The following is a 23,723-nucleotide window of genomic DNA, read 5'->3' on the forward strand; positions in this document are numbered from 1 at the left end:
TTTTCTTACGCCCCCCGACTTGAGGGCTGTGCTTAGCCCCGGGCTTGCATGAAACTTCGTTTAAAGCCAAGGGTTTAGCGCAACTAGAGAAAAGTGGCACAAATCCTGCGTCCTTCAATGCTTGAAGCTGTCGTATGCCGGCAGGCATACTTCGAGCGGACCGATTAGAGGCAAATACGTGGACAACTCCAACGACAGGACACAAGCGCCGCTGGTGTCGCCCGAGCCACAGGGCGGGCTTGACGCTTCCCGTGCGGGCCGCCGTCGCCTGTTGCGTGGAGGTCTGCTGGGCGCACCCGTCCTGCTGGCATTGAAGAGTTCACCGGTGCTGGCCGCCAATTGCAAGCTGCCCTCCGGCTTCACGGTGTCGGGCAATCTGAGTCGTACCGGCAGCAACAACTGCGGGACCCAGGCCGCCCGCCTGCCCTCCGCCTGGTATCTGAATACCGGCAGCACCTACCCGAACACCACGGTCAGCAAGAACACCTGGTTCAGCAGCGTGTTCACGCTGGGCAGCTACACCGACAAGAAGTTCAATGAGGCGCTGGCGCTCGGCAACACGAACGAGCAGGCCCTGATCGTCGCCATCTACCTCGAGGCGGCCGCTGCCGGCGGTGGCGGTGTCGGTATTCCGAACCTCCAGATGGTCAAGGACATGTGGAACCTCGGGATCGCCTCCTCCACCGGCTACAAGCCCCTGTCTTCGATGCCTACCCTGATCTGGCATAAGCCGGAAGTGATCAAGTACCTGCTGTACCTGACCAATCAGGCGCCTGCCGTTTGACGGACGGCGCACCAACAGTGCTCCCCGCGGGCCCGCGGCTATGGGCCGGCAAACCTCCCGGTGACGGATGGATCGGCAAGACCGTCGATGATGGTTGGCTGGTCTACATCGTCGAGAGCGGCGAAACCCAGCTGCTGTCCCATCTGAGCCGCTTCATCGTCGAATGGCTCAACGAAGCCGGCACGCCGCTCAGCGGTGCAGCGATCGCGCAGGCCCTGCAGGCCGAAATTCCCGAAGCCTCGCCCCTAGAATGCGAAAAGGCCGCCGAGACAAGCTTGTGTGCGCTTCTGGATGCCGGCCTCGTCATCGCTTCGCCCCTTGCTAGTTAGCCAGCTTTCACCCGCGAGCATCCGATCCGCCTTGGCCGGCCCTGGTTTGCGCCTTGCCACCGGACCGTTCCATTGCAGCCTGCGCACCGACATCCGGAGGCTGGACGACGAGTTGGTCCGGCTCTACGCGCATCACCGGCTGCTGGAGCCTTCGGATTTCATAGATTTCCACGTCAGCGTGAGCGCTGGCCGGGGCCTGCGCCGCTGGATCCGGCCGCAGGCCTGGTTCTCGGTCGACGAGGTGACGCCCTTCACCCCTCTGCCGCAAAGCCAGGCCCTGCCGATGATCGAATGGGGGCTCAACTGGTGCATCACGGCCTATAGCCACCATGTGCTGGTGCTGCATGCGGCCTCGGTGGCCAAGAACGGCCGGGCGCTGATCCTGCCGGCCCCCCCGGGGTCGGGCAAGAGCACGCTCTGCGCCGCCCTGGTCAACCGCGGCTGGCGCTTGCTATCCGATGAGCTGACCATCATCCGGCTCGACAACGGCGCCATCAGCGCGCTCGCGCGCCCCGTCAACCTGAAGAACGCCTCCATCGACGTCATCCGCCGCTTCGCCCCCGACGCCATCCTCTCCCGCCCCGTGCACGACACCAGCAAGGGAACGGTGTCCCTGATGGCCCCCCCTGCCCCGAGCGTCGAGCAGGCCGCCGCCCCCGCCACGCCGTGCTGGACGGTGCTGCCCCGTTACCGCGCCGATGCGGACACCCTGCTGAGCCCGCTGGCTCCGGGCGCCGCCTTCATGCAGCTCGCCGCCAACGCGATGAATTACCACATCCTGGGCGCGGCCGGCTTCCGGGCCGTCGGCGCGCTGGTCGACCGCTGCCAGCACTTCAACTTCGAGTACAGCCGGCTGGACGAAGCGATCGCCGTCTTCGACCGGATGGCCGAGCACGCCGCCCCGCCATGAGCCTGCTGACCGAACTGCTGCGCCAGCCGGAGCGCGCACGCACGCTCGACGCGGCGGGCTGGGACCTGCTCATTCGCCAGGCCCGGCATGCCAATCTGCTGGGGCGCCTGTGCCTGATCCTGGCCCAGCACCGGCTGCTGGACGGCGCGCTGGAGCAGGCGCGGCATCACATGCGCTCGGCGGCCACCATGGCCGAGCGCCAGCACCAGTCGGTCCGCCACGAGACCCGGCTGCTGCGCGACACCCTGGCCGGCCTGGGCCTGCCGCTGATCCTGCTGAAGGGCGCGGCCTATGTCGTGGCGGACCTGCCCGCGGCCCGCGGCCGCGTGTTCGCGGACCTCGACATCCTGGTGCCCGGCGAACGCCTGCAGGCGGTGGAATCCGAGCTGATGCTCAGCGGCTGGGTCGGCAGCAGCCTCGACGCCTACGACCAGCGCTACTACCGCCGCTGGATGCATGAGTTGCCGGCCATGCAGCATATGCGGCGCGGCACGGCCCTGGATGTGCATCACACCATCCTGCCGCCGACCTCGCGGCTGCACCCCGATCCCGCCGCCCTGATCGAAGCCAGCATCGAGGTGCCGGGCTGGCCCGGCGTGCGCACGCTGTCGCCCTGCGACATGGTGTTGCACAGCGCCGCCCATTTGTTCCACGAGGGCGAGTCCGACAACCTGCTGCGCGACCTCAGCGACCTGGACCTGCTGCTGCGCCATTTCGCCATCACGCCCGGCTTCTGGCCGGCGCTGATCGCGCGAGCGGCCGCGCAGGGGCTGACGCGGCCGCTGCGCCTGGCCCTGCGCTATACGAGCATGCTGCTGGCCACGCCGGTGCCCGCCGAGGCGCTGGATGCCACCGGCGCCGGGCACAGCCGCGGCCCGGCCCAGCAGGGGCTGGACTTTCTCTACCGGCGCGTGCTGCAGCCCAAGCATTCCAGCGCGGCGGACTGGGCCACGCCGCTGTGCCGGCGCCTGCTCTACCTGCGCGCCCATTGGCTGCGCATGCCGCCGCATCTGCTGGCCTACCATTTGCTGCACAAGGCCCTGTGGCCGCCGCGCCAGCCGCCCGCCGACACGGCCGACGCGCGCTGAGCCCTTATGCTTGGGCCATGAACCGACCCAAGCCCTTCTCGATGATCCGCGAGTTCCACCTCGCCGACTGGTTCACGCTGGCCAACGCCTTCTGCGGCGTGGGAGCGCTGTTCTCGGTCATGACCTATCTGCAGACGCGCGAGGTGATGCACCTGTTCTACGCCTGCGCGCTGATCCCGGCCGCCCTGGTGTTCGACGTGCTGGACGGCCGCATCGCGCGCTGGCGCCAGCAGAGTTCGGCGATGGGCCGCGAGCTGGACTCGCTGGCCGACGTGATCTCCTTCGGCGTGGCACCCGCGGCCATCGCCTACGGCTGCGGCATGCAGGGCCTGTACGACCGCATCGTGCTGGTGTTCTTCGTCGCCTGCGGTGTCTCGCGCCTGGCGCGCTTCAACATCACGGCCGAAGAGCTCAGCGAGGGTTCGGGCAAGGTCAAGTACTTCGAGGGCACGCCGATCCCCACCTCGCTGGTGCTGGTGATCGTGCTGTGGGTGGCCGCGACCCAGGGCGCGCTGGGCGAGCGGCTGTGGTGGGGCCGCCTGGAGCTCGGCGGCTTCTACTTCCACCCGCTGGTGCTGCTGTTCGCCGTCTCCGGCTCGCTGATGGTCAGCCGGATCCGCATCCCCAAGCTCTGAGCGGCGGCCCGCCCTTCGCTCAGCGGGGCCGCAGGATGCGGTTCTCGCGCGTCGCCGGCTTCGCCAGCCGCATCGCCGGCCCGCTGCCGTTCGTCTCGGGGCCGGCCTGGGCCCGCGCCTGCGTGGCGGCCGGGCATTGGCCGCTGATGCGGTGCTCCAGCGCCGCGGCCAGCATGGCCTCGTTGCGGTCGCCGAGCTCGCGGCCGAGGTCGTCGGCCACCTGGCAACCCCGGACCCCGGTGGCACCGCTGCCGCCGGGCACGAAGCCGTCGGCATAGTCGCCGAAGCCCTTGGCATTGACGCCGACGAATTCGATCGGGAAATAGGAGATGCCGCAGTTGTCCCGGGCCGTGAAGCCGTAGGGCTTGCCGCAGGTGGTGCCGCCGATCAGCACCACCTCGACATCGATGCCGCGCAGGCCGTTGATGATGGCCTCGCTGGCCGAGCAGGTGCCGGACTGGGCCAGCACATAGACGCGCTGCAGGTCCAGGGTCGGCAGCGGCTTGTCCTCGGTGCAGCCGTTCGCCCCCAGGATGCAGGAGTTGCCGTAGAAGGGCGTGCGGGCGCTGGCGCTGTCGGTCTCGGCGCGGCGGCGCTCGTTGAAGCTCAGCTGCTCGAACACCTTGCCCTGGCTGCGCGCCGCGCCGGCCACCATATAGGCCAGCTCGCTGGCGATATAGAGGTAGCCGCCGCCGTTGTAGCGCAGGTCCAGCACCAGATCGGCGATGCCCTGCTGGGCGAAGTCGCGCACCGCCGCGATCAGCTGCGCCTCGGCCGGTGCGATGTGGTCGTTGAACACCAGATGGCCGACCTTGCGGCCATCGCGGCCGCTGAGCACCTGGCTCAGCAGCACCGGACTGGCGCCGCGGGTCTCGCTGCGCAGGTCCACGCGGCGCTGCTGGCTGCCGTCGGCGCTGCTCAGCACGAAGCCGTGCAGCTCGCCCGCGGCCGCGGGGTACAGCGCCGCATTGAGCCGATCCACGCCCGCGGCGTCGGCGGCATCGGCACTGGTGCCATCCACGCTGACCAGCAGGTCGCCGCGGCGCAGGCCGGCGCGCGCGGCCGGCCCCTGCGCATCCAGGTAGGCGATGCGGATGCGCCGCGGCGGCCGCGCCGACTCCATCACCCATTCCAGGCCATAGCCGGTGGCCACGCCGGCCTGGCTGAGCTGCTGCCACTCGGCCGTCGGATAGATGAAGCTGAACTCGTCGCGGCGCTTGCCCGAGGCCGTCAGCCGCGGCGTCTTCAGCGCCTCGAAATAGGCCTCCAGCGCCGGGTAGACCGCGGGCCCGCCGTAGGCCGCGGCCTCCGCATCGACCTGCGGCACCTCGCTGCGCCACAGATAGGCTTCGTCGAAGTAGGCGCGCAGCCACTGTTTCTCGCGGCTCAGGCTGGCATTGCGCTGGCCCGGCGCGGCCAGCGCGTTGCCCGGCGCGCATTGCTGGGCCACGCCGGCGCTGGGCACGATGGCCGGCGGCGTCACCGTGCCGGCGCCGGCATTCCCCGAGCCGCCCGAGCCATTCAGCGGCGTGGCCGCCGCTGTGCCGGTCGCCCTGGGGTTCATCTGTACCGCCCGCAAGCGCCGCCCACCATACAGAATAGGGTCATGGACGATCCGCTGTACCTGCAAATCGCCGCCCATCTGGCCCAGTCCATCCGCGCCGGCACCCTGAAGCGCGGCGAACGCATGCCCTCGGTGCGCGCGCTGGCGGCCGGCCGGGCGGTCTCGCCCAGCACCGCCGTGCAGGCCCTGCGCTGGCTGGAGGACGCACGCCTGATCGAGGCCCGGCCGCGCTCCGGCTACTTCGTCTCCGCCCGGCCGCCGCAGCTGCCCGAGCCCGAGACCTCGCGGCCGGACAGCCAGTCGCGCATGGTGCAGCTGGACCAGCTGGGCCGCCAGGTGATCCAGCTGTCCGAGGCCCCGGACATGCTGTCCTTCGGCGCCGCCTGCCCCGGGCCGGCGCTGTTCGACCAGGAGCGCGTGCGCCGCGCGCTGACGCGCGTCGTGCAGCGCCATCGCGACCTGCTGTGCCGCTACCCGCTGGGCGCCGGCATGGAGGAGGCGCGCCGCGCCGTGGCCCGCTACGCCCTCGGCCTGGGCTGCGCCCTGCATGCCGACGACATCGTGATGACCAATGGCTGCATGGAAGCCATCAGCCTGTGCCTGAAGAGCGTGACCAAGCCCGGCGACGTGGTGGCGCTGGAGTCGCCCTGCTACTTCGGCTTCCTGGAGGTGCTGCAGAGCCTGCACCTGCGCGCGCTGGAGATTCCCACCCATCCGCGCCACGGCATCTCGCTGGACGCGCTGCAGCTGGCGCTGGAAACCCAGCCGGTCAGGGCCGTGCTGGTGGTGCCCACCCTGTCCAACCCGCTGGGCGCCAGCATGCCGGTGCCGGAGCGGCGCCGCCTGGCCCAGTTGGTGGCCCGGCACGACGTGGCCCTGATCGAGGACGTGCTCTACAACGACCTGGCCGAGCAGGAGGAGCGCCGCCGTGCGGTCAAGTCCTTCGACACCAGCGGCCATGTGATGATCTGCGGCTCCTTCTCCAAGACCGTGGCGCCGGGCCTGCGCGTCGGCTGGGTGGAAGCCGGCCGCTGGGGTCAGGCCTTGCGCAAGCTCAAGGCCGTGCAGTCGGGCGCGCAGACCGGCGTGGTCGAGCTGGCCCTGGCGGAGCTGCTGAACCAGGCCGGCCATGGCGCGGCGCTGCGCCAGATGCGCGCCACCGTGGCGGCCCGGGTCGACGCGGCGCGCGGCCTGATCGCCGAGAGCTTCCCGAAGGGCACGCGGGTCAGCGACCCGGCCGGCGGCTTCATCCTCTGGGTCGAACTGCCCGGCGCCGTGGACACGGTCGCGCTCTACGAATCCTGCCTGGCCGAGAACATCTGCATCGCGCCGGGCCTGATGTTCAGCGCCGGCCCGCGCTTCCGCCATTGCATCCGCCTGGGCGTGGGCGGGCATTGGGGCCCGCAGCATCCGCGCGCGCTGCGCCGCGTCGGCGCGCTGGCGGGCGAGCTGCTGGCGCTCACTGCGCCCGCCGCCGCGGCTTGACGCGCAGGGCCCAGACCACGCCGCCCGCCAGCAGCGCGATGCCGGCCAGGGTCAGCGCCTGCGGTGCCCGGCCACGCAGCACGAAGGCATAGGCCAGAGCCGACAGGGTCTCGAACACGATCAGCTGCCCGACCAGGCTGGTCGGCAGACGCTGGCTGGCCTCGTTCCAGCACAGCGTGCCCAGCCAGGACGCGCACAGGCCCACCGCCAGCATCAGCCCGACATAGGCCCAGGGCCGCGGGCCCAGCGGCAGGTCGAAACCGGCATCCAGCAGGCCCATCATCTGCAGCGCCGGCAGCAGCGCCAAGCCGAGCAGTGCCAGCGGCAGGGTCATCAAGCCCTGCGCCGTGGCCCAGGCGCGCGGACTGCGGTCGCCGTGTGCACGCAGCCAGTCGGCATTGCGGATCGGATACCAGGTCCAGCAGGCCACGGCCGCCACCGCCAGCACCGCACCCTCGGCATAGCGGCGCAGCTCGGCGCCGGTCTGGCCGGCCAGCGCGGCCAGCTCCACCTGGTTGACGCAGGCGATGCCGGCGGCGATCAGGGCCAGCGAGGGCGCCAGCTGGGCCCAGGGCAGGTAGCCGTCGCGCTCATGGTCGCGCAGGTTCGAGCAGATCGCGATCACCACCGGCAGGGTGCCGATGATCACCGTCGGCAGGGGCCCGCCGGCGCGCTGGATCGCGGCCGACAGGCACAGGTAATAGAGGAAGTTGCCGATCGCGCTGAGCTTGAGCGCCTCGATCCAGTCGCCGCGCCGCAGCTCGCGCAGGCCGCGCCAGTCGATCGCCGCGAGCGGCAGCGCAATCAGGCCGAAGGCCAGGTAGCGGCCCACGGTCAGCAGGGCCGCCGGGTAGTCCGGCAGCAGCAGCGGCGCGACGAAGACCAGGCCCCACATCAGGCCGGCCGCGAGGGCGAACAGGGTTCCAGCAAACATGGCGCCACTATGGCGCAGCGGCACGGCGGCGGTCTTGTACCCGATTGCGGTGGGCGGCGCGGCCGGCGCTCAGGCCCGGGCGACGGACAGCCGCGGCGTGCCCAGCATGTCGGCGCCACGCTCGGCATTCTCGGCCGCATCGACCAGTTCGCGCCCGGTCATGCCGGCCTCGCGATAGACGGCCGCGCCGATGCGCAGCTGCAGGTGGAGCCGCTGCTCGCCCACGCCGTAGGGCCCGCACAACACCTGGTGCAGGCGCGCGCGCACGACGTCGGCCTCGACCCGGCCCGCGTCCATCAGCACCAGTCCGAAACGCTGCGCGCCGATCTGCACCGCCAGGTCGCTGTTGCGCACCCGCCCCTGCAGCCTGGCGCCGACGGCCAGCAGCAGGGCCTGGCGGGTCTCGGCCGGCAAGGGCGCGCCCTCGCCAGCGGGGAGCTCCACGGTCAGCAGCAGCACCGTGGCCCGCGCGCCGTAGCGCCGGCAATGCCCCAGCTGGCGGTCCAGCACCGCGGCGAACTGCGGCAGGTCGGCCAGCATCTGCGGCGTCGGACGCTGGTTGGGTCGTGCGGAGCCGGAGGCGACGTCGGATTCCATCTGGGCGAGGCTGGGGTGGTTCATCGGCGTGTCGGGCTGGGCCTCACGGGCCCCGTGGGTGAGGGACATGGTGTCTGCGTGACCGCTGCCTCCCTGACCGCGGCCCGCTCCGCCATGCCCCTCACCGTTAGAAACGCAATCCCGGCGGCGCTCCCGACATGAAGCCGGAAAAAGTTACAAATCCGCTGATAGAGTCCGCGCCAGCATGAGCAGTAAAGAGATCACCACCCTGTTGCGCGCCGCCGGCCAGGGCGACCGCCTGGCGGCCGACCGGGTGGTCGCCCTGCTCTATGCCGATCTGCAGCGCCTGGCACGCCAGCGCCTGTATCTGGCCGGCCAGCCCACCGCCTTGGACGCCACCGCCCTGGTGCACGAATCCTGGCTGCGCCTGCAGCAGGCCGAGGGCCTGGACTTCGCCGACCGCGGCCATTTCATGGCCTATGCCGCGCGCGTGATGCGCAGCATCGTGATCGACCTGATCCGCACCCGCCAGGCGCAGCGCCGCGGCGGCGAGCTGGAGCAGGTGACGCTGAACACCGCCATCGCCGAGCTGCCGCCGCAGCGCGACGACGAGGTCCTGCGCGTGCACGAGGCCCTGGCCGAGCTGGCCGAGATGGACGCGCGCCTGGCCCAGGTGGTGGAGATGCGCTATTTCGGCGGCCTGCTGGAGACCGAGATCGCCGAGGCCCTGGGCATCACCGAACGCACCGTGCAGCGGGACTGGCAGAAGGCGCGCCTGTTCCTGTCCATGGCGCTGAAATGACCGAGCCCCTGCGCCCCATCGACAAGGCCCGCTGGCAGCGGCTGAACCCGCTGCTGGACGAACTGCTGGACATGGAAGCCGGCCCGCGCGCCGCACGGCTGGCCGCGCTGCGCGCGCTGGAGCCCGAACTGGCCGCCGAGCTGGAGGCCCTGCTGGCGCGCGATGCCGAACTGGCCAGCAATGACTTCCTGGCCGGCTCGGCCCTGGCGGCCCTGGACGGCCCCCAGTTGGCGCCCGGCCAGAGCGTCGGCGCCTACACCCTGGAGCGCGAGATCGGCCGCGGCGGCATGGGCAGCGTCTGGCTGGCGCGGCGCACCGACGGGCGCTACGAAGGCCAGGTGGCGATCAAGTTCCTCAGCACCGGCCTGCTGGGCCATGGCGACGCCGGCCGCTTCGCGCGCGAAGGCCAGATCCTGGCCCGGCTGGCGCACCCCCATATCGCGCGCCTGATCGACGCCGGGGTGGCCCAGGAGGGCAGCGTCTCGCAGCCCTATCTGGTGCTGGAATACGTGGACGGCCAGCCGATCGACCGCTACTGCGAGCAGCAGCGGCTCGACACCACGCAGCGCGTGCAGCTGTTCCTGGACGTGCTGGCCGCCGTGGCCCATGCGCACAACCGGCTGATCCTGCATCGCGACCTGAAGCCCTCCAACATCCTGGTCGACCAGGCCGGCCAGGTGAAACTGCTGGACTTCGGCATCGCCAAGCTGCTGGGCGATGCCACCCAGCCGGCCGCCGCCACCGAGCTGACCCAGCGCGCCGGCCGCGCCTTCACGCCGCAGTTCGCCGCGCCCGAGCAGCTGCAGGGCGGCGACGTGACCACGGCCACCGACGTCTATGCCCTGGGCGTACTGCTCTACCTGCTGCTCAGCGGCGGCAAGCACCCGACCACTGGCGCCCCCCTGCCGGGTGCGGCGCTGGAGCGCATGCGGGCGGTGATCGAGGAAGAGCCCAGGCGGCTGTCGGACCAGCTGCGCGTCGGCGACCCCAAGGGCGCCCGCGCGCTGCGCGGCGATCTGGACACCATCGTCGCCAAGGCGCTGAAGAAGGCGCCGGCCGAGCGTTATGCCAATGCGGCGGCGCTGGCCGACGACCTGCGCCGCTGGCTCGCGCATGAGCCGATTGCCGCCCGCCCCGACAGCCGGGCCTACCGCCTGGCCAAGTTCCTGCGCCGCCACCGCCTGGGCGTCGCGGCCGGCGGCGTGGCGACGCTGAGCCTGAGCGTCGGCATCGGCCTGGCGCTGTGGAAGGCGCAGGAGGCCCAGGCGCAGCGCGTCCAGGCCGAGGGCCTGATCGAGTTCATGCTGGGCGACCTGCGCAAGAAACTGGAGCCGGTGGGGCGGCTGGACGTGCTGGACGCGGTGGGCGGCAAGGCGATGGACTACTACGCCCGGCAGCACCTGGGCTCGCTCGATGCCGATGCGCTGGGACGGCGCTCGCAGGCCCTGCACCTGATGGGCGAAATCAACGAAAAGCGCGGCAAGCTCGACGAGGCGGACCGCATGTTCCGCGAGGCCGCCGCCAGCACGGGCGAGCTGCTCGCGCGCGCGCCCCGCAGCGGCCAGCGGGTCTTCGACCACGCGCAGAGCGTCTACTGGGAGGGCTTCGTCGCCTGGCGGCGCGGCCAGCCCGAGCAGGCCCATCGGCATTTCCAGCGCTACCTGAATCTGGCCGACCAGCTGGCGCTGCTGGACCCGAGCAATCTGGACTGGCGCATGGAGAAGCCCTTCGCGCTGCAGAACCTCGGCGTGCTCAAGCTCGAACAGGGCCAGCACCGGGCCGCGCTCGCGGACTTCCTGCAGACCCAGGCCATCTGGAACAGCCTGCTGCGCCAGCGCCCGCAAGCGCGGCTCGAGCTGGCCAATGCACTGGGCTGGCAGGCCCAGGCGCAAATGGGCATGGGCCGCTACGCCGAGGCGCTGCTGGCCGAGCAGGAAAAGGTGCGCGTGCTGAAGGAGGGCCTGCTCAGCGACAACAATCGCGAGGCCCAGATGCTGACCGCCACCGGCTACCACCAGGTCAGCCGCATGCATTTCCTGCTGGGCCAGTCCGAGGAGGCCCTGCTGGCCTCGGGGCTGGCCCTGGAACTCGCGCAGGCGCTCGTGGCCCTGGACGATGCCAACCTCGACTGGCTGGCCCAGCGCAGCACCATGCAGCTGGGCCAGGCCGAGGTGCTGCTGAGCCTGGACCGGCGCGCCGCCTTGCAGCGGCTGCTCCCGCAGCTGGGCCGCGATGTCGAACGCCTGCTCAAGGGCGGCCCCGACAAGCTCGACTGGCAATGCAGCCTGCGCGGCCGCCTGCTGGTGCTGCGCGCGGCCCTCGGCGGCGAGGACCTGAGCGCCGCGCTGCGCGCCTATCTGAGCGACATGGAACAGGCCGCCGCGCGCGGCACGCGCCTCAGCGCCGAACAGAACCGCGTGGTGGCGGATGCCGAATTGCGCCTGGGCAAGCTGCTGTCCGAGGCGGACGGGCGCGACCCGCGCGCGCGCGCCGTCTGGCGGGCCGCCGCCACGCGCCTGCAACCCGCGAACGACGCCCCTTCGTTGACTTTGCACGCAATGGCGCTCTTTTATCTTGGCCTGATTGAAGAAGCCCGTGCAATGGCCGACAGAGTCACTGCAACAACATACCGTCATCCCGGTCATGTTGAATTGCAACGTCTGCTCAACTCACCCAGGGACACACCATGACCACACCCGTCGACAAGCCCGTCTACAGCTTCACCGTCACCGCCAGCGATGTCACCGACCCGCCCACCGCGACCTGCACGCCCGACCTGGTGACCGTCGACATCAGCAATGCCCTGATCGAGTTCATCCTGGTGACCCCGGGCTTCAGCTTCGATCCCGAGGCGCCCATCACCTTCAACGAGAGCACGACCGACTTCCCGGACCTGTGGGCCATCAGCGCCACGCAAGTCTCGGTCCGCGACCGCTGCACCACCGCCGGCGACTACGCCTTCACCGTCCATCTGGTGCAAGACGAGAGCGGCCAGCGCCTGAAGGTCGACCCGACCATCCGCAACCAGCCGACCTGACCCCCGGACCGAAGGGGCTCGCCGCGCGGTGCGCCGCGCGGCGGCGGCGATACTCGCGAGCGCAAAAAAACGAGGCCTTGAGGAGCCCCTGCCATGAAGTCCATCGCCATCCTGAGCCTGGCAGCCGCCAGTGCATTGAGCCACGCCACCGTGCTGCACGACAACGGGGCCGCGGTCAACGCGAACGGCCTGTCGATCGATTCCCGCAACACGCCGAGAACCTTCTACGGTTTCGGCATGCAGCAGCGCCCCACGCTGCCGAATGCGGTGGCCGACGACTTCAGCGTCAGCGCCGCCGGCGGCTGGACCCTGCAGAGCATCGACTTCTTCGCGTTCCAGAACAACGCCACGGCCTTCACCTTCCAGTCGGTCACCTGGAGCATCATGGCCGGCGACGTCAACAACGGTACGCTGGTGGCCCAGGGCACGACCGCACTGGGCAACGGCGGCCTAGTCGGCTACCGCGTCGCCCCCAATGCCCAAACCAGCGTGGTGCGACCGATCTACCGCGCCAGCGCCGACATCACCGATCTGCAGCTGGCGCCGGGCCAGTACTGGCTGCGCTGGAGCATGGCGGGATCGCTGAGCTCGGGCCCCTTTCAGCCGCCCGTGGCGGACGCCGGCGTGATCGGCAATGCGATGCAGTCGAGCGATCGCGCGCCCTTTGCCGATGCGCTGCTGGCCGACGGTAGCCTGGCCTTGAAGGAGCTGCCCTTCGTGCTGAACGGCACCGTCAATGCCGTGCCCGAGCCCGCCAGCTACGCGATGCTGGTCGCCGGCCTCGGCGCGCTGGGCCTCGTCGCGCGGCGCCGTCGCCCCAAGGTCTGACGCCGCCTCAGGCCCGGCGCAGGCCCAGCTGCCGCTGGTAGGCGCCCGGCGTCACGCCATAGCGCCCGACGAAGGCCCGGTTCAGGTGCGCCTGGTCCGTCAGCCCCACGGCCGCCGCCACGGCGGCCGGCGCCTCCCCCGTGGCCAGCTGCTGCTTGGCCTCGAACAGGCGCAGCGCCATCAGCTGCTGCTGCGGCGTCGCGCCGGTCTGTGCCTTGAAGCTGCGCAAAAAGTGGAAGGGGCTCAGGCCCGCCACCGCCGCCAGCTGCTCCAGGCCGAGCTTCTCGCCCAGCTGGGCACGCATGAAGTCCAGCACCGGCGCGAAACGCATCTTTTTCGCCTCGGCGCGCGCCGGACTGCCCACGCGGGCATGGCGCCGCAGCGCCTGCACCAGCGCCAGCAGCGCGCTGTCGAAGGCCAGCGCGTCGTCCTGCTGGCCGGCGCGCCAGAGACCGGCGATCAGGCCGGCCGCCTCGGTGGCGCTGGCCGCGTCATGCGCCACCGCCGCATCGAACCACCAGTCGGGCTCGCCGCTCAGCTCGGCCAGCAGCTCGCGCTCCAGATACACCATGCGATAGCCCCAGGCCTGGTCGTCCAGCTCGGCCCGGCCGGTATGGATGTCCTCGGGATTCATCAGCATCAGGGTCGCGCGCGGCGCCAGATGCTCGGCACCGCGCCAGTGGAAGCGCCCGACCCCGGCGGTGATCGCGCCCAGGCCATAGGCCTCATGGGTGTGCGGCTCGAAGCGGTGGCGCAGGATCGAGGCGTGGTACAGCTCCACCCCGGCGCGGTGCGCGGGGCGGCGGTACTGGGCCCGGTCGGCGGCATGTTCGAACTGCATGATCCCGGCATCATGGCATGGGCGGACTTGACCCTGGCGCCGGCCGGGCGCTCAATGGCGTTTCGGAGCCCCCGCACGCCATGGTCCCGCCCCGCCTGCACCCGCTCGTCCAGGCCCATCTGCTGGGCGGGCTGCTGTTCGGCCTGATGGCCGGACTGCTGGCCCTGGTGGTGGCCGGCGCGATGCTGTTCGCCGGTGCGCTCTGAGCGCCCGCTTTTTCCCGTCACGCTTTTGTCATGCTGGACCGCCAAGCTCGGTGGTTTTGCCCCCCGACGAGGTAGCCCATGCCCAAAGACTTCGCCCAGATGGAAGACAGCAACCGCTCGGCCAATCCGAGCATCCATGAAGTCTCCGACCCCGCGCGGCGGCGCCTGCTGGGCGGCGGCCTGGGCCTCGGGCTAGGAGCAAGTCTCGGGGCCCTGCTGGCGCCGCTGGCCGGCTGCTCCACCACGGGCAGCGCCATCGGCGGCCCGCTGCTGGGCTTCAAGAGCGTGCCGGTTTCCACCGCCGACAAGGTGCTGGTGCCCGAGGGCTACCAGGTGCAGGTGATCGCGCCCTGGGGCGAACCGGTGGGCCTGTCGGGCGAGAACCCGGCCTTCAAGTTCGACGGCTCGAACAGCGCCGCCGAGCAGGAGGCGCAGCTGGGCATGCACCACGACGGCATCCATTTCTTCGCGCAGAACGGCTCCGCCAGCGGCCTGCTGGTGATGAACCACGAATACAGCGACGACGGCCTGCTGCATCCCGACGGCATGGCGACCTGGAACGCCGCCAAGGTGAAGAAGGCCCAGGCCGCGCATGGCGTCTCGGTGATCGAGGTCGAGCAGAAGAGCAACGGGCAGTGGGACCTGGTGCGCCCCTCGCCCTGGGCGCGCCGCATCACCGCCGGCACGCCGATGGGCGTCGGCGGCCCGGCCGCCGGCCATGCGCTGCTGAAGACCGCGGCCGACCCGGCCGGCCGCCGGGTGCTGGGCACCTTCAACAACTGCGCCAGCGGCATCACGCCCTGGGGCACTTATCTGACCTGCGAAGAGAACTTCATCAACTACTTCAAGGGCCCGGACCAGCCCGACGCCCACCAGGCCCGCTGGGGCCTGAAGAAGGGCGAGCCGGCCGGCTACCGCTGGGCCGAGCATGACGAGCGTTTCGACGCCGCCAAGCACCCGAACGAGCCGAACCGCCACGGCTGGGTGGTCGAGATCGACCCCTTCAACCCCAGCGCTCCCCCGGTCAAGCGCACGGCCCTGGGCCGCGCCGCGCATGAGGGCGCGACCGTCGCGGTGACCAAGGACGGCCGCGCCGTGGTCTATATGGGCGAGGACTCGCGCTTCGAATACATCTACAAGTTCGTCAGCCGCGACCAGATCCGCCCCGGCGGCTTCGCGGCCAATGCCGAGCTGCTGGATCATGGCAGCCTGTATGTCGCGCGCTTCGACGCCGACGGCCGCGGCCGCTGGCTGCCGCTGAGCCATGGCCAGGGCCCGCTCACCGCCGCCAACGGCTTTGCCGACCAGGGCGAGCTGGTGGTCAAGACCCGCCAGGCCAGCGACCTGCTGGGCGCGACCAAGATGGACCGGCCCGAGTGGATCGCGGTGGACAAGCAGGGATTCGTCTACTGCACCTTGACCAACAACAGCAACCGCGGATCCGACAGGCAAGCAGGCCCCGACGCCGCCAACCCGCGCGCCAACAACCAGATGGGCCACATCATCCGCTGGAAGGAGGACGGCGACTTCGACGGCCAGGGCTTCGCCTGGACCCATTTCCTGCTGGCCGGCGATCCGGCCAACGAACGCGCCGAGGCCAAGGGCAATGTCAAGGGCGACGCGCTGGGCTGCCCGGACGGCCTGTGGGTGGACGGCCGCGGCATCCTGTGGATCCAGACCGACATGAGCACCTCGGCGATGGGCAGGGGCGAGCTGAAGAACCTGGGCAATAACGCGATGCTGGCGGCCGACCCGGCCAGCGGCGAAGTTCGGCGCTTCCTGGTCGGCCCGGCCGGCTGCGAGATCACCGGCGCCACCGGCACGCCCGACGGCCGCACCATGTTCATCAACATCCAGCACCCGGGCGAAAGCCCCAGCGAGCGCAGTGACCCCAAAGAGCCCCGCAAGATCTCGAACTGGCCCGACTTCCGCTCGGATGGCCGGCCGCGCTCGGCCACCCTCGTCATCCGCAAAACGGATGGCGGGCCGATCGGAAGCTAACGGCCCAGCGGCGCCCGAGGATCCGGCTCCGCCGGGCCTGCGGGCGCGCTCCCTGAGGGGGCCGGCGCAGCCGGCAGGGGGTCAACCCAATAGCCAGCCGCTGATCCGGTAGGTCAGGAAGGCGGCCCCATAGGCCAGCGCGAACAGATAGGCCAGCATCAGGGCCGGGATTCTGTAGCCGCCGGTCTCGCGCCTGACCGCCGCCAGGGTCGACAGGCATTGGGGCGCGAACACGAACCAGGCCAGCAGCGAAAGGGCCGTCGGCAGCCCCCAGCCGGCGGCGATCAGCGGGGTCAGGGCTTGCGTCGCGTCCTCGGCACCTGCCGACAGCGCGTAGACCGTGCCCAGCGCGCTGATCGCGATCTCCCGCGCCGCCATGCCCGGCACCAGGGCCAGGCTGATCTGCCAGTTGAAGCCGATCGGCTCGAACAGCCAGGCCAGGCCGCGGCCGATCCAGCCCGCCACGCTGTAGTAGATCGGCGGCTGCGTCGCGCCCTCGGGCGCGCCCGGGAAGCTGGACAGCAACCACAGCAGCAGGGTCAGGGTCAGGATCACGCCGCCGACTCGGCGAAGGAAAATCTGCGCGCGCTGCCACAGGCCCAGCGCCACCGCGCGCGGACTCGGCCAGTGGTAGGCGGGCAGCTCCATCATCAGCGAGCGCACCTGGCGGCCGCTGCGGGTGAAGCGTTTCAGCAGCCAGGCCACGGCCAGGGCCCCGAGGATGCCGGCCCCGTACAGCACGAACAGCACCAGGCCCTGCAACTCGATCCAGCCGTGCGCCAGCTCGCGTTTGGGCACGAAGGCGCCGATCAGGAGCGCATAGACCGGCAGCCGGGCCGAACAGGTCATCATCGGCGCGATCAGGATCGTGACCAGGCGGTCGCGCGGATTCGCGATCGAACGCGTTGCCATGATGCCGGGGATCGCGCAGGCGAAGCTGGACAGCAGCGGGATGAAGCTGCGCCCCGACAGGCCGACGCTGCCCATCAGCCGGTCCAGCAGAAAGGCCGCGCGCGGCAGGTAGCCGGACTCCTCCAGGATCAGGATGAAGAAGAACAGGATCAGGATCTGCGGCAGGAACACCAGCACGCCGCCAACGCCGGCGATCAGCCCGTCGACCACCAGGCTGCGCAGCCAGCCATCAAACGGAAAACCCTGCAGCCAGGTGCCGGCTTGCGCGCCCAACCAGGCGGTGGCCGTGTCGATCTGGCTCATCGGCCATTCGGCCCAGGAGAACACCGCCTGGAACAGCAGGAACAGCAGCACGGCCAGCAGGATGGGGCCCAGCACCGGATGCAGCACGAAGCGGTCGAAGCGGTCGCTGGGCAGTTCGGGCGTCTGCTGGTCCAGGCCCAGCCCTCGCAGGATGGCGTTCACGCGCGCCTGGTCCTGCGCGGCCGCGCCGTCGGCCGCGGCCGATGCCCCGGGCGCCCAGGCCTCGGGCCGGTCCAGCAGAGCGCGCAGCTCGTCCAGGCCCTGCCCCTGGGTGGCGATGGTGCGTACCACCGGCAGGCCCAGGGCCCGCGACAGCGCCTCGGCGTCGATCGCCAGGCCGCGCCGGGCCGCCAGGTCGGCCATGTTCAGCGCCACCACCACCGGCAGTCCCAGGCGTTGCACGGCCAGCACCAGGCGCAGGTTGCGGCGCAGATTGGTGGCGTCCAGCACGCAGACCACCAGGTCCGGGCGCTTCTCGCCGCGGGCATGGCCGGCCAGCACCTCGCAGGTGACGCGCTCGTCCGGCGAGCGCGGATAGAGGCTGTAGGTGCCGGGCAGGTCCAGCAGGCGCAGCAGCCTGCCGGCCGTGGTCTTCAGCCGGCCCTCCTTGCGCTCGACGGTGACGCCGGCGTAATTGGCCACCTTCTGGCGGCTGCCGGTCAGGCGGTTGAACAGCGCGGTCTTGCCGCAGTTCGGGTTGCCCACCAGGGCCAGCAGCGGGCCGGCCGGGTGGACATGGATCGGGGATTCGACGCTCATTCGGGCTGGCGCAGCTGGATGCAGTCCGCCTCGGCGCGGCGCAGCGCAAAGGTGGACTGGCCGATGCGCACCACCAGCGGGTCGCCGCCGGGCAGCGCGCGGGTCAGCACGCTGACATGCTCACCGGCCACGAAGCCGATCTGCTCCAGCCAGGGGCCCCACTCGGGCGCATGGCCGGGCGGCTGTAGCGCCTCCACCCGGTGTGCCGCGCCGATCTGGGCGTGGGCAAGCGTGAAAGCGGCGATGGCGGTCATGGCTCGGGATCTCGGACAGGGCTGGCACCGGCGGCCAGATCGATACATCAAATGAGAATATTTCTCGATTGTCTCATCAGCCGGCGTCCGGGGCCGCGCGCGCGGGCCGGGCAGGAAGTCACGGATTCGGGGATCCCTCGCTTCACACATTCAGACACAAGCTCATACTGTCGCCTTCCCGTTGCGAGACAAGCGCCCAAACGCGGGCGGCGCGGCATAACAGGGAGCGCGATGAATTCAAGCAAGCAGCCGGTAGACCGTCCACGCGGGCGTCGCCTCAGCTACGCCATGGTGTTGACGCCGCTGCTGATCGGCAATGCCGTGATGCTGACGCTGAGCCTGCTGGGCTTTCACCTGCTGTCGGCCACCCGTGCCTATGTGGGCGGCGAGAGCCAATGGTCCAAGGCACGCGCCCAGGCGGTCCGGCACCTGCGCAGCTACGCCGACAGCGCCAACCCGCGCGATCTGCAGCGCTTCGAGACCGCGCTGCAGGTACCGATGGGCGATCATGACGCGCGAATTGCGATGGACCAGCCCCGGCTCGACCGGGAGCGGACCACCGCGGCGCTGCTGCGCGGCAGCAATGCCGCCGACGACATTCCCGGCATGATCCGGCTCTACCGCTGGTTCAGCCACAGCCCGCTGCTGGCGGAGCCGATCGAGGTCTGGCGCCGTGCCGACGCGCTGATCGAGAAGCTGCGCCAGCTGGCCGAGCAGCTGCGGCCCCGGCCCGACCAGACCGAGGCCGAGCGCGCTCCCCGGGTCGCGATGCTGCTGATGGCCGTCAACGAGCTGGACAACGAACTGCTGGGACTGGAGCGCCAGTTCAGCCAAAGCCTGGGCGAGGCCTCGCGCCAGGCCTTCCTGGTGCTGGCCGCCATCGTCGGTCTGACCGCCCTGCTGCTGACCCTGACGGCCTACCAGCTGGCCCGCCTGGGCCTGCGGCGCCAGATCCGCTACGAGATCGCGCTGGAAGACGCCAACCGGCGCTGGTCGCTGGCGGCCGAGAGCGACGGCCTGGGCCTGTTCGAATGGTGGCACGCCGACGACCGGGTGCTCCTGGACGCGCGCGCCTGTGCCGCCTACGGGCTGGACAGCGGCCCGGACGGCCTGACCCTGCAGCGCGCCCGGCTGCGCGAGCAGGTCGAGATGGAGGACCGCGCCGCCTTGCAGGTCCAGCTGGAGCGGGCGCTGAGCAGCGGCGCCACCTTCCACCAGCGCTACCGCATCCGCCGCGCCGGCGAGACGGCACCGCGCCATCTGGAGGTGACCGGCCTGATGCGCGGCAGCCTGGCGGCCGGCGACCGCCGCATGGTGGGCGTGGTCAAGGACGTCAGCGCCGAGGTGCGGCAGGCCCAGCTGGCGCTGGACAAGGCCGCCGCCGAGCGCAGCGCCGCCGCGCGCATGGAATTCCTGTCGCGCCTCAGCCATGAGCTGCGCACGCCGCTGAACGCCGTGCTGGGCTTCTCCGACCTGCTGCTGCTGAACAGCGCCGAGCCGCTGGTCGCGCGCCAGCGCCGCAACATCGAGATGATCCAGGGCGCCGGCAAGCACCTGCTGCGCCTGGTGGACGATGTGCTGGACATCAGCAGCATCGACTCCGGCCAGTTCAGCGTGCTGCGCGAGCCCACGCCGCTCGCGCCGGTGCTGCAGGAGGCACTGGACCTGAGCGCGGCCGAGGCCCAGGAGTTCGACGTGCGCCTGCTGGCCGAGCCGCTGCCGCCGGACCTGGCGGTGCTGGGCGATGCGCACCGCCTGAGCCAGGTGCTGGCCAACCTGATCAGCAACGCCTGCAAGTACAACCGCCGCGGCGGCGAGGCGCGGGTGCGCACGCGCCTGGAGGCGCAGCGCCTGCTGATCGAGGTGGAGGACCAGGGCGAGGGTCTCAGCGAGATCGAGATGGCGGCGCTGTTCCAGCCCTTCAAGCGCCTGCCGGCCACCGCCCACCTGCGCGGCACGGGCCTGGGCCTGTCCATCGTCAAGCTGCTGGTCGAGCAGATGGGCGGCGTGGTCGAGGTGCGCAGCACGCCGGGCCGCGGCTCGGTGTTCGGCGTGCGGCTGCAGCGCGCCTAGGCCTGAGCGGCCGCCGCGATCGCTAGACTTGCCCCGCCATGGAACAAGACAACCCCGCCAAGACCAGCCTGAGCGACGCCATCATCACCCTGCCGGTCTGGGCCGTGGTGGCGCTGTCGCTGATCAGCGCGGTCTCGCTGGTCACCGCGCTGTGGGTCGCGGCCACCAGCAGCAACGACGACATCAAGTCCGCGGCGCTGCAGCTGCTGCTGGTGCTGGTGCCGCTGGCCTCGGCCGTGGTGGCGGCCATCGCGGTGCGGCGCACCTCGACGGCCCAGATCGACCGCCTGATCACCGGCTTCCTGGAGAGGACCATGCTGGAGCGCTTCCAGAAATGGTGCGCCGCGCCGGCTCAGGTCTCCACCCAGCCCTACCCCTTCTCCAGCGTGCGCCTGCGCGAGCCCAGCGATGGCCGCTCCTATGCCTATTTCGAGTTCGGCTGGCGCGACGCCCCGGCCAATGCCGCGCGGCCCCAGGTGGGCATCAAGACCAATGTGTTCAATTTCGAGGTCTTCACCAGCCTGGAGCTGCGCGCCGACAGCGCCCCGCAGGGCGCGTTGTCCGACCAGGTGATCGGCGCCGCCAACCTGAACCAGGTGGCCGCCCATCCCCTGCTCAAGCATTTCCTCGGCACCATCCAGGGCTCGGTCAGCGAGGGCTACGAGGTGAAGGTCGAGTTCCTGGAGCAGCCCGCGCGGCGGGCGCTGCTGATGCACATCTCGCTGCGCCAGAAGGTGCGCGAGAACTTCCTGGCCTCGCCCTTTCTGAAGCGCTACTTCGCCGAGGACGCCGCCATCGTCGTCGGCGTGATCTACAACGAGTACCGCAGCAGCGGTCTGCAGGCCGCTGCGGCCTGAACCTCCCCCACCGTCAGGCCCGGCAAGCGTCGCCGCGCCGCAGGCAACTCAGGGCGCGGGCATCTGCTGCAGCGTCTGGCGCGCCATCTCCTCGCCCAGCGCCTGCGGACGCAGGCGCTCGAGCACGCGCGGCTGCAGGTCGAATTCGCGCTGGTTGGTGAAGATCGGCTGGCCCACCGTCGGCAGGACCCGGGCCGCGCGCGGCCCCAGGCTGCCCAGCAGCGGGTACAGGCGCAGCCGGGCCACCAGGGTGTTGGCCGCGAAATCGGCGAACAGGGTGGTCTCCAGCACCTGGCTGCAGCCGCGCGCGACGGCCTCGTCCAGCAACAGCTCCAGATTGCGCGCCAGATCGGTGGCCGCCACCGGCAGCACCAGGGCCACGGTGCGCCGGCCCGCCTGCTCCAGCGGCGCGCGCACCGCCGCATTGAAGGCGGCGTTCAGCAGGTCCCATTGCCGGTTCTGCTCGGGCAGCTCGGCCTGGTGGTTGCGGCCATGGCCGAACACCAGCAGGCAGGGCGGCTCGGCGGCCCGCGCCGCGCCGGCCGTCAGCGCGACGGCCAGCATGGCAGCGCCCAGCGCGCCGCGCATCGGCATGCCTACAGCAGACCCAGCCCGCGCGCCGCCTCGCGCAGCCCGGCGCGGAAGTCGGGATGGGCGATCGAGATCATCTCCAGCGCGCGCTGCCTGGCCGACTTGCCGCGCAGCTGGGCCACGCCATGCTCGCTGACCACGTAGTTGATGTCGTTCTTGCCGGTGGTCAGGTGGGTGCCGGGCGTCAAGGTCGGCACGATGCGCGAGATCGTATCGTCCTTGGCGGTCGACGGCAGCACGATGAAGGCCTTGCCGCCGCGCGAGCGATTCGCGGCGCGCACGAAGTCCACCTGGCCGCCGGTGCCCGAATACGGCAGGTGCGCCAGGCTTTCCGAGCCGCATTGGCCCAGCAGGTCGATCTGCAGCGTGGCGTTGATCGCCACCAGCTTGTCGTTCCGGCCGGCCAGATAGGGGTCGTTGGTGAAGTCCACCGGGTGCATCTCCAGGCCCGGGTTGCGGTCCATGAAGCGATAGAGCTTCTGCGAGCCCAGCGCGAAGGTCGCGACCATCTTGCCGGGCAGGTAGTTCTTGCGGCGGTTGGTGACGGCGCCGCTCTCGATCAGGGTCAGGATGCCGTCGCCGATCATCTCGGTGTGGATGCCCAGGTCGCGCTTGGCCGTCAGCTGCATCACCACCGCGTCGGGAATGCCGCCGTAGCCGATCTGCAGGGTGGAGCCGTCCTCGATCATCTCGGCCACATGCTTGCCGATGGCCTGCTGCACCGGCCCGATCTTGGGCAGGCCCACCTCCAGCACCGGCTCCTCGCTTTCCACCAGGGCCGCCACCTGCGAGATATGCACATGGCAGGCGCCGAAGGCGAAGGGCACATGGGGGTTGACCTCGAGCACCACCGCGCGCGCCCTGGCAACGGCGGCCATCGTGTAGTCGGCTCCCAGGCTGAGCGAGAAATAGCCATGCGCATCCATCGGCGAGGCCAGCGCGAACACCACGTCCGCGGGGATCTGGCCGCGCGCGATCAGCTCGGGCATCTCGGAGAAATAGCTGGGGATGAAATCGATCCAGCCGGCCTGGCCGCCGGCGCGCGAGGCGGCGCCGAAGAAGAAGGACACATGGCGCACATGCTCGACCGTCTCGGGATCGAAGTAGCCGAACTTGCGCAGCGCCAGGATCTGGCCGACCTTGACGTCGCGAAAGCGACGGCGCTGTTCCGAGAGGGCCGTCAGCAGGGCCGGCGGCTCGCCGACGCCGGTGGGCACGACGATGAAATCGCCATCGCACAGCTGGTCGAGCGCCGCATCGGCGCTGCAGAGTTTCTGGCGGTACTGGCCTTGGACGGACATGCGGTACTCCGGGACGGCAGGAACCCGCAGTGTGCCTGCGCCGGCTGACCGCAGCTTGACCGCCGCCGGCAGGGTCGGCCGGCTTGCGGAATAATCGATGTCCACTCCTTTGCAAGGAGGCTGCGATGCCGTCCCGATCGATTCCTGTCCTGGGCCTGGCGCTGGCCCTGCTTGCCGGCTGCGCCGACCTCGGGCGCGACCGCTCGCTGGTGGTGGGCAGCAGCACCGCCGATGCCGTCTACGCCAGCCATGGCCAGCCGGTGCGCCGCTGGACCAACCCCGACGGCGGTCAGACGCTGGAATATTCCTCCCAACCCTTCGGCCGGACCTGCTACATGGTCACGCTGGACCGCGAGGGCAGGCTCGTGAGCATCGAGGACACGTTGCGCGAGGCCAGCCGCTTCGCGATCGCGGCCGGCATGACGCAGGAGCAAGTCAGCCGGCGGCTCGGCCGGGAGCGCAGCCGGGTGTTCTTCAAGTTCAGCGGCGAGGACGTGTGGGACTGGAATGTCGACCCCGACCACAGCGGCTATCTGCTGCGCTTCAACGTCCACTTCAAGGACGGCGTGGTGCTGCGCACCACGCAGAGCATGGTGTTCCCGGGCCGCTTCCCCTTCGATCGCTGAGCGGACGCCCGACCGGCGCGCCCGCCCGGGCGCCGTTTGGTCATA

Annotated in this window: 23 protein-coding genes; 15 read left to right on the forward strand and 8 right to left on the reverse strand. The window is 70.7% G+C overall.

Annotated elements, in window-relative coordinates; translation table 11 throughout:
- The first annotated feature begins 178 nt into the window (after positions 1 to 178).
- The 5 genes from AC07OQ_RS16760 to pssA are packed head-to-tail and all read left to right on the forward strand — an operon-like array spanning position 179 to position 3,746.
- A complete protein-coding gene (locus AC07OQ_RS16760; RefSeq protein ID WP_495054266.1) occupies positions 179 to 784 on the forward strand; it encodes a hypothetical protein in 606 nt (201 codons plus the stop codon).
- The gene (locus AC07OQ_RS16765; RefSeq protein ID WP_495054267.1) at positions 781 to 1,113 is read left to right on the forward strand and encodes a hypothetical protein; all 333 of its coding nucleotides are present in this window, start codon (positions 781 to 783) and stop codon (positions 1,111 to 1,113) included. Before AC07OQ_RS16760 ends, AC07OQ_RS16765 begins: the two co-directional genes overlap by 4 nt.
- 46 nt (positions 1,114 to 1,159) lie before the next feature.
- Positions 1,160 to 2,023 (forward strand): HprK-related kinase A, encoded by an 864-nt coding sequence (locus tag AC07OQ_RS16770; RefSeq protein WP_495054268.1) that lies wholly within the window; start codon positions 1,160 to 1,162, stop codon positions 2,021 to 2,023.
- Positions 2,020 to 3,111 carry a nucleotidyltransferase domain-containing protein gene (locus tag AC07OQ_RS16775; protein WP_495054269.1) on the forward strand — a complete coding sequence of 364 codons (1,092 nt, stop codon included), beginning with the start codon at positions 2,020 to 2,022 and terminating at the stop codon, positions 3,109 to 3,111. The genes AC07OQ_RS16770 and AC07OQ_RS16775 overlap by 4 nt, the downstream gene beginning before the upstream one ends.
- A 17-nt stretch (positions 3,112 to 3,128) precedes the next feature.
- Positions 3,129 to 3,746, forward strand: a complete 618-nt coding sequence (gene pssA / locus AC07OQ_RS16780; RefSeq protein ID WP_495054270.1) for a CDP-diacylglycerol--serine O-phosphatidyltransferase — start codon at positions 3,129 to 3,131, stop codon at positions 3,744 to 3,746.
- A 19-nt stretch (positions 3,747 to 3,765) separates the two neighbouring features.
- Here pssA and AC07OQ_RS16785 read toward each other — a convergent pair whose 3' ends face one another.
- Positions 3,766 to 5,310 (reverse strand): S41 family peptidase, encoded by a 1,545-nt coding sequence (locus AC07OQ_RS16785; RefSeq protein ID WP_495054271.1) that lies wholly within the window; start codon positions 5,308 to 5,310, stop codon positions 3,766 to 3,768.
- A 42-nt stretch (positions 5,311 to 5,352) separates the two neighbouring features.
- On the opposite strand from AC07OQ_RS16785, the gene AC07OQ_RS16790 reads away from it, so the two are divergent.
- Entirely contained in the window at positions 5,353 to 6,795 is a 1,443-nt protein-coding gene (locus AC07OQ_RS16790; RefSeq protein ID WP_495054272.1) for an aminotransferase-like domain-containing protein, read from the forward strand.
- Here AC07OQ_RS16790 and AC07OQ_RS16795 read toward each other — a convergent pair.
- Together AC07OQ_RS16795 and AC07OQ_RS16800 are read right to left on the reverse strand one after the other, a co-directional pair.
- Complete coding sequence (locus tag AC07OQ_RS16795; protein ID WP_495054273.1) at positions 6,770 to 7,729, reverse strand: DMT family transporter; 960 nt, start codon at positions 7,727 to 7,729, stop codon at positions 6,770 to 6,772. The genes AC07OQ_RS16790 and AC07OQ_RS16795 overlap by 26 nt on opposite strands.
- 69 nt (positions 7,730 to 7,798) lie before the next feature.
- Positions 7,799 to 8,395 (reverse strand): GGDEF domain-containing protein, encoded by a 597-nt coding sequence (locus AC07OQ_RS16800; protein ID WP_495054274.1) that lies wholly within the window; start codon positions 8,393 to 8,395, stop codon positions 7,799 to 7,801.
- A 136-nt stretch (positions 8,396 to 8,531) separates the two neighbouring features.
- On the opposite strand from AC07OQ_RS16800, the gene AC07OQ_RS16805 reads away from it, so the two are divergent.
- The 4 genes from AC07OQ_RS16805 to AC07OQ_RS16820 all read left to right on the forward strand — a co-directional run bounded on the left by AC07OQ_RS16805 (position 8,532) and on the right by AC07OQ_RS16820 (position 12,954).
- On the forward strand, positions 8,532 to 9,089 hold the full coding sequence (locus AC07OQ_RS16805) for an ECF-type sigma factor (RefSeq protein ID WP_495054275.1): 558 nt from the start codon (positions 8,532 to 8,534) through the stop codon (positions 9,087 to 9,089).
- Positions 9,086 to 11,779 carry a protein kinase domain-containing protein gene (locus tag AC07OQ_RS16810; protein WP_495054276.1) on the forward strand — a complete coding sequence of 898 codons (2,694 nt, stop codon included), beginning with the start codon at positions 9,086 to 9,088 and terminating at the stop codon, positions 11,777 to 11,779. The genes AC07OQ_RS16805 and AC07OQ_RS16810 overlap by 4 nt, the downstream gene beginning before the upstream one ends.
- Entirely contained in the window at positions 11,776 to 12,126 is a 351-nt protein-coding gene (locus AC07OQ_RS16815) for a hypothetical protein (protein WP_495054277.1), read from the forward strand. The genes AC07OQ_RS16810 and AC07OQ_RS16815 overlap by 4 nt, the downstream gene beginning before the upstream one ends.
- 93 nt (positions 12,127 to 12,219) lie before the next feature.
- Positions 12,220 to 12,954, forward strand: a complete 735-nt coding sequence (locus AC07OQ_RS16820) for a PEP-CTERM sorting domain-containing protein (protein WP_495054278.1) — start codon at positions 12,220 to 12,222, stop codon at positions 12,952 to 12,954.
- A 7-nt stretch (positions 12,955 to 12,961) separates the two neighbouring features.
- On the opposite strand, the gene AC07OQ_RS16825 is transcribed toward AC07OQ_RS16820, so the two are convergent.
- Positions 12,962 to 13,795 (reverse strand): AraC family ligand binding domain-containing protein, encoded by an 834-nt coding sequence (locus tag AC07OQ_RS16825; protein WP_495054279.1) that lies wholly within the window; start codon positions 13,793 to 13,795, stop codon positions 12,962 to 12,964.
- 80 nt (positions 13,796 to 13,875) lie between these two features.
- Here AC07OQ_RS16825 and AC07OQ_RS16830 point away from each other — a divergent pair, with 80 nt between their 5' ends.
- Together AC07OQ_RS16830 and AC07OQ_RS16835 are read left to right on the forward strand one after the other, a co-directional pair.
- Positions 13,876 to 14,001: a hypothetical protein gene (locus tag AC07OQ_RS16830; protein WP_495054280.1), complete on the forward strand. Its 126-nt coding sequence runs from the start codon at positions 13,876 to 13,878 to the stop codon at positions 13,999 to 14,001.
- Positions 14,002 to 14,079: 78 nt separating this feature from the next.
- Positions 14,080 to 16,002: a PhoX family protein gene (locus AC07OQ_RS16835; protein ID WP_495054281.1), complete on the forward strand. Its 1,923-nt coding sequence runs from the start codon at positions 14,080 to 14,082 to the stop codon at positions 16,000 to 16,002.
- 81 nt (positions 16,003 to 16,083) lie between these two features.
- Here AC07OQ_RS16835 and feoB read toward each other — a convergent pair whose 3' ends face one another.
- Positions 16,084 to 17,976, reverse strand: a complete 1,893-nt coding sequence (gene feoB, locus AC07OQ_RS16840; protein WP_495054282.1) for a ferrous iron transporter B — start codon at positions 17,974 to 17,976, stop codon at positions 16,084 to 16,086.
- Positions 17,973 to 18,230 (reverse strand): FeoA family protein, encoded by a 258-nt coding sequence (locus tag AC07OQ_RS16845; RefSeq protein ID WP_495054283.1) that lies wholly within the window; start codon positions 18,228 to 18,230, stop codon positions 17,973 to 17,975. The genes feoB and AC07OQ_RS16845 overlap by 4 nt, the downstream gene beginning before the upstream one ends.
- 231 nt (positions 18,231 to 18,461) lie before the next feature.
- On the opposite strand from AC07OQ_RS16845, the gene AC07OQ_RS16850 reads away from it, so the two are divergent.
- Both AC07OQ_RS16850 and AC07OQ_RS16855 read left to right on the forward strand, forming a co-directional pair.
- Complete coding sequence (locus AC07OQ_RS16850) at positions 18,462 to 20,303, forward strand: sensor histidine kinase (RefSeq protein WP_495054284.1); 1,842 nt, start codon at positions 18,462 to 18,464, stop codon at positions 20,301 to 20,303.
- Positions 20,304 to 20,341: 38 nt separating this feature from the next.
- Positions 20,342 to 21,160, forward strand: a complete 819-nt coding sequence (locus tag AC07OQ_RS16855) for a hypothetical protein (protein WP_495054285.1) — start codon at positions 20,342 to 20,344, stop codon at positions 21,158 to 21,160.
- A 48-nt stretch (positions 21,161 to 21,208) separates the two neighbouring features.
- On the opposite strand, the gene AC07OQ_RS16860 is transcribed toward AC07OQ_RS16855, so the two are convergent.
- Together AC07OQ_RS16860 and AC07OQ_RS16865 are read right to left on the reverse strand one after the other, a co-directional pair.
- Entirely contained in the window at positions 21,209 to 21,754 is a 546-nt protein-coding gene (locus AC07OQ_RS16860) for a hypothetical protein (protein WP_495054286.1), read from the reverse strand.
- Between the two features lie 2 nt (positions 21,755 to 21,756).
- Positions 21,757 to 23,052 (reverse strand): acetyl-CoA hydrolase/transferase family protein, encoded by a 1,296-nt coding sequence (locus AC07OQ_RS16865; RefSeq protein WP_495054287.1) that lies wholly within the window; start codon positions 23,050 to 23,052, stop codon positions 21,757 to 21,759.
- A gap of 125 nt (positions 23,053 to 23,177) precedes the next feature.
- Between AC07OQ_RS16865 and AC07OQ_RS16870 the strand changes: the two genes are divergently transcribed.
- On the forward strand, positions 23,178 to 23,678 hold the full coding sequence (locus tag AC07OQ_RS16870; RefSeq protein ID WP_495054288.1) for an outer membrane protein assembly factor BamE: 501 nt from the start codon (positions 23,178 to 23,180) through the stop codon (positions 23,676 to 23,678).
- Positions 23,679 to 23,723 lie beyond the last annotated feature (45 nt).

It is taken from the genome of Roseateles sp. GW821-FHT09B06, from assembly GCF_059418245.1.

Coding starts and splice junctions, on each gene's coding strand:
- AC07OQ_RS16775 (WP_495054269.1), top strand. CDS start 2,020: ATGAGCCTGCTGACCGAACTGCTGCGCCAGCCGGAGCGCGCACGCACG.
- pssA (WP_495054270.1), top strand. CDS start 3,129: ATGAACCGACCCAAGCCCTTCTCGATGATCCGCGAGTTCCACCTCGCC.
- AC07OQ_RS16785 (WP_495054271.1), bottom strand. CDS start 5,310: ATGAACCCCAGGGCGACCGGCACAGCGGCGGCCACGCCGCTGAATGGC.
- AC07OQ_RS16790 (WP_495054272.1), top strand. CDS start 5,353: ATGGACGATCCGCTGTACCTGCAAATCGCCGCCCATCTGGCCCAGTCC.
- AC07OQ_RS16795 (WP_495054273.1), bottom strand. CDS start 7,729: ATGTTTGCTGGAACCCTGTTCGCCCTCGCGGCCGGCCTGATGTGGGGC.
- AC07OQ_RS16800 (WP_495054274.1), bottom strand. CDS start 8,395: ATGTCCCTCACCCACGGGGCCCGTGAGGCCCAGCCCGACACGCCGATG.
- AC07OQ_RS16805 (WP_495054275.1), top strand. CDS start 8,532: ATGAGCAGTAAAGAGATCACCACCCTGTTGCGCGCCGCCGGCCAGGGC.
- AC07OQ_RS16810 (WP_495054276.1), top strand. CDS start 9,086: ATGACCGAGCCCCTGCGCCCCATCGACAAGGCCCGCTGGCAGCGGCTG.
- AC07OQ_RS16815 (WP_495054277.1), top strand. CDS start 11,776: ATGACCACACCCGTCGACAAGCCCGTCTACAGCTTCACCGTCACCGCC.
- AC07OQ_RS16820 (WP_495054278.1), top strand. CDS start 12,220: ATGAAGTCCATCGCCATCCTGAGCCTGGCAGCCGCCAGTGCATTGAGC.
- AC07OQ_RS16825 (WP_495054279.1), bottom strand. CDS start 13,795: ATGCAGTTCGAACATGCCGCCGACCGGGCCCAGTACCGCCGCCCCGCG.
- AC07OQ_RS16830 (WP_495054280.1), top strand. CDS start 13,876: ATGGTCCCGCCCCGCCTGCACCCGCTCGTCCAGGCCCATCTGCTGGGC.
- AC07OQ_RS16835 (WP_495054281.1), top strand. CDS start 14,080: ATGCCCAAAGACTTCGCCCAGATGGAAGACAGCAACCGCTCGGCCAAT.
- feoB (WP_495054282.1), bottom strand. CDS start 17,976: ATGAGCGTCGAATCCCCGATCCATGTCCACCCGGCCGGCCCGCTGCTG.
- AC07OQ_RS16845 (WP_495054283.1), bottom strand. CDS start 18,230: ATGACCGCCATCGCCGCTTTCACGCTTGCCCACGCCCAGATCGGCGCG.
- AC07OQ_RS16850 (WP_495054284.1), top strand. CDS start 18,462: ATGAATTCAAGCAAGCAGCCGGTAGACCGTCCACGCGGGCGTCGCCTC.
- AC07OQ_RS16855 (WP_495054285.1), top strand. CDS start 20,342: ATGGAACAAGACAACCCCGCCAAGACCAGCCTGAGCGACGCCATCATC.
- AC07OQ_RS16860 (WP_495054286.1), bottom strand. CDS start 21,754: ATGCCGATGCGCGGCGCGCTGGGCGCTGCCATGCTGGCCGTCGCGCTG.
- AC07OQ_RS16865 (WP_495054287.1), bottom strand. CDS start 23,052: ATGTCCGTCCAAGGCCAGTACCGCCAGAAACTCTGCAGCGCCGATGCG.
- AC07OQ_RS16870 (WP_495054288.1), top strand. CDS start 23,178: ATGCCGTCCCGATCGATTCCTGTCCTGGGCCTGGCGCTGGCCCTGCTT.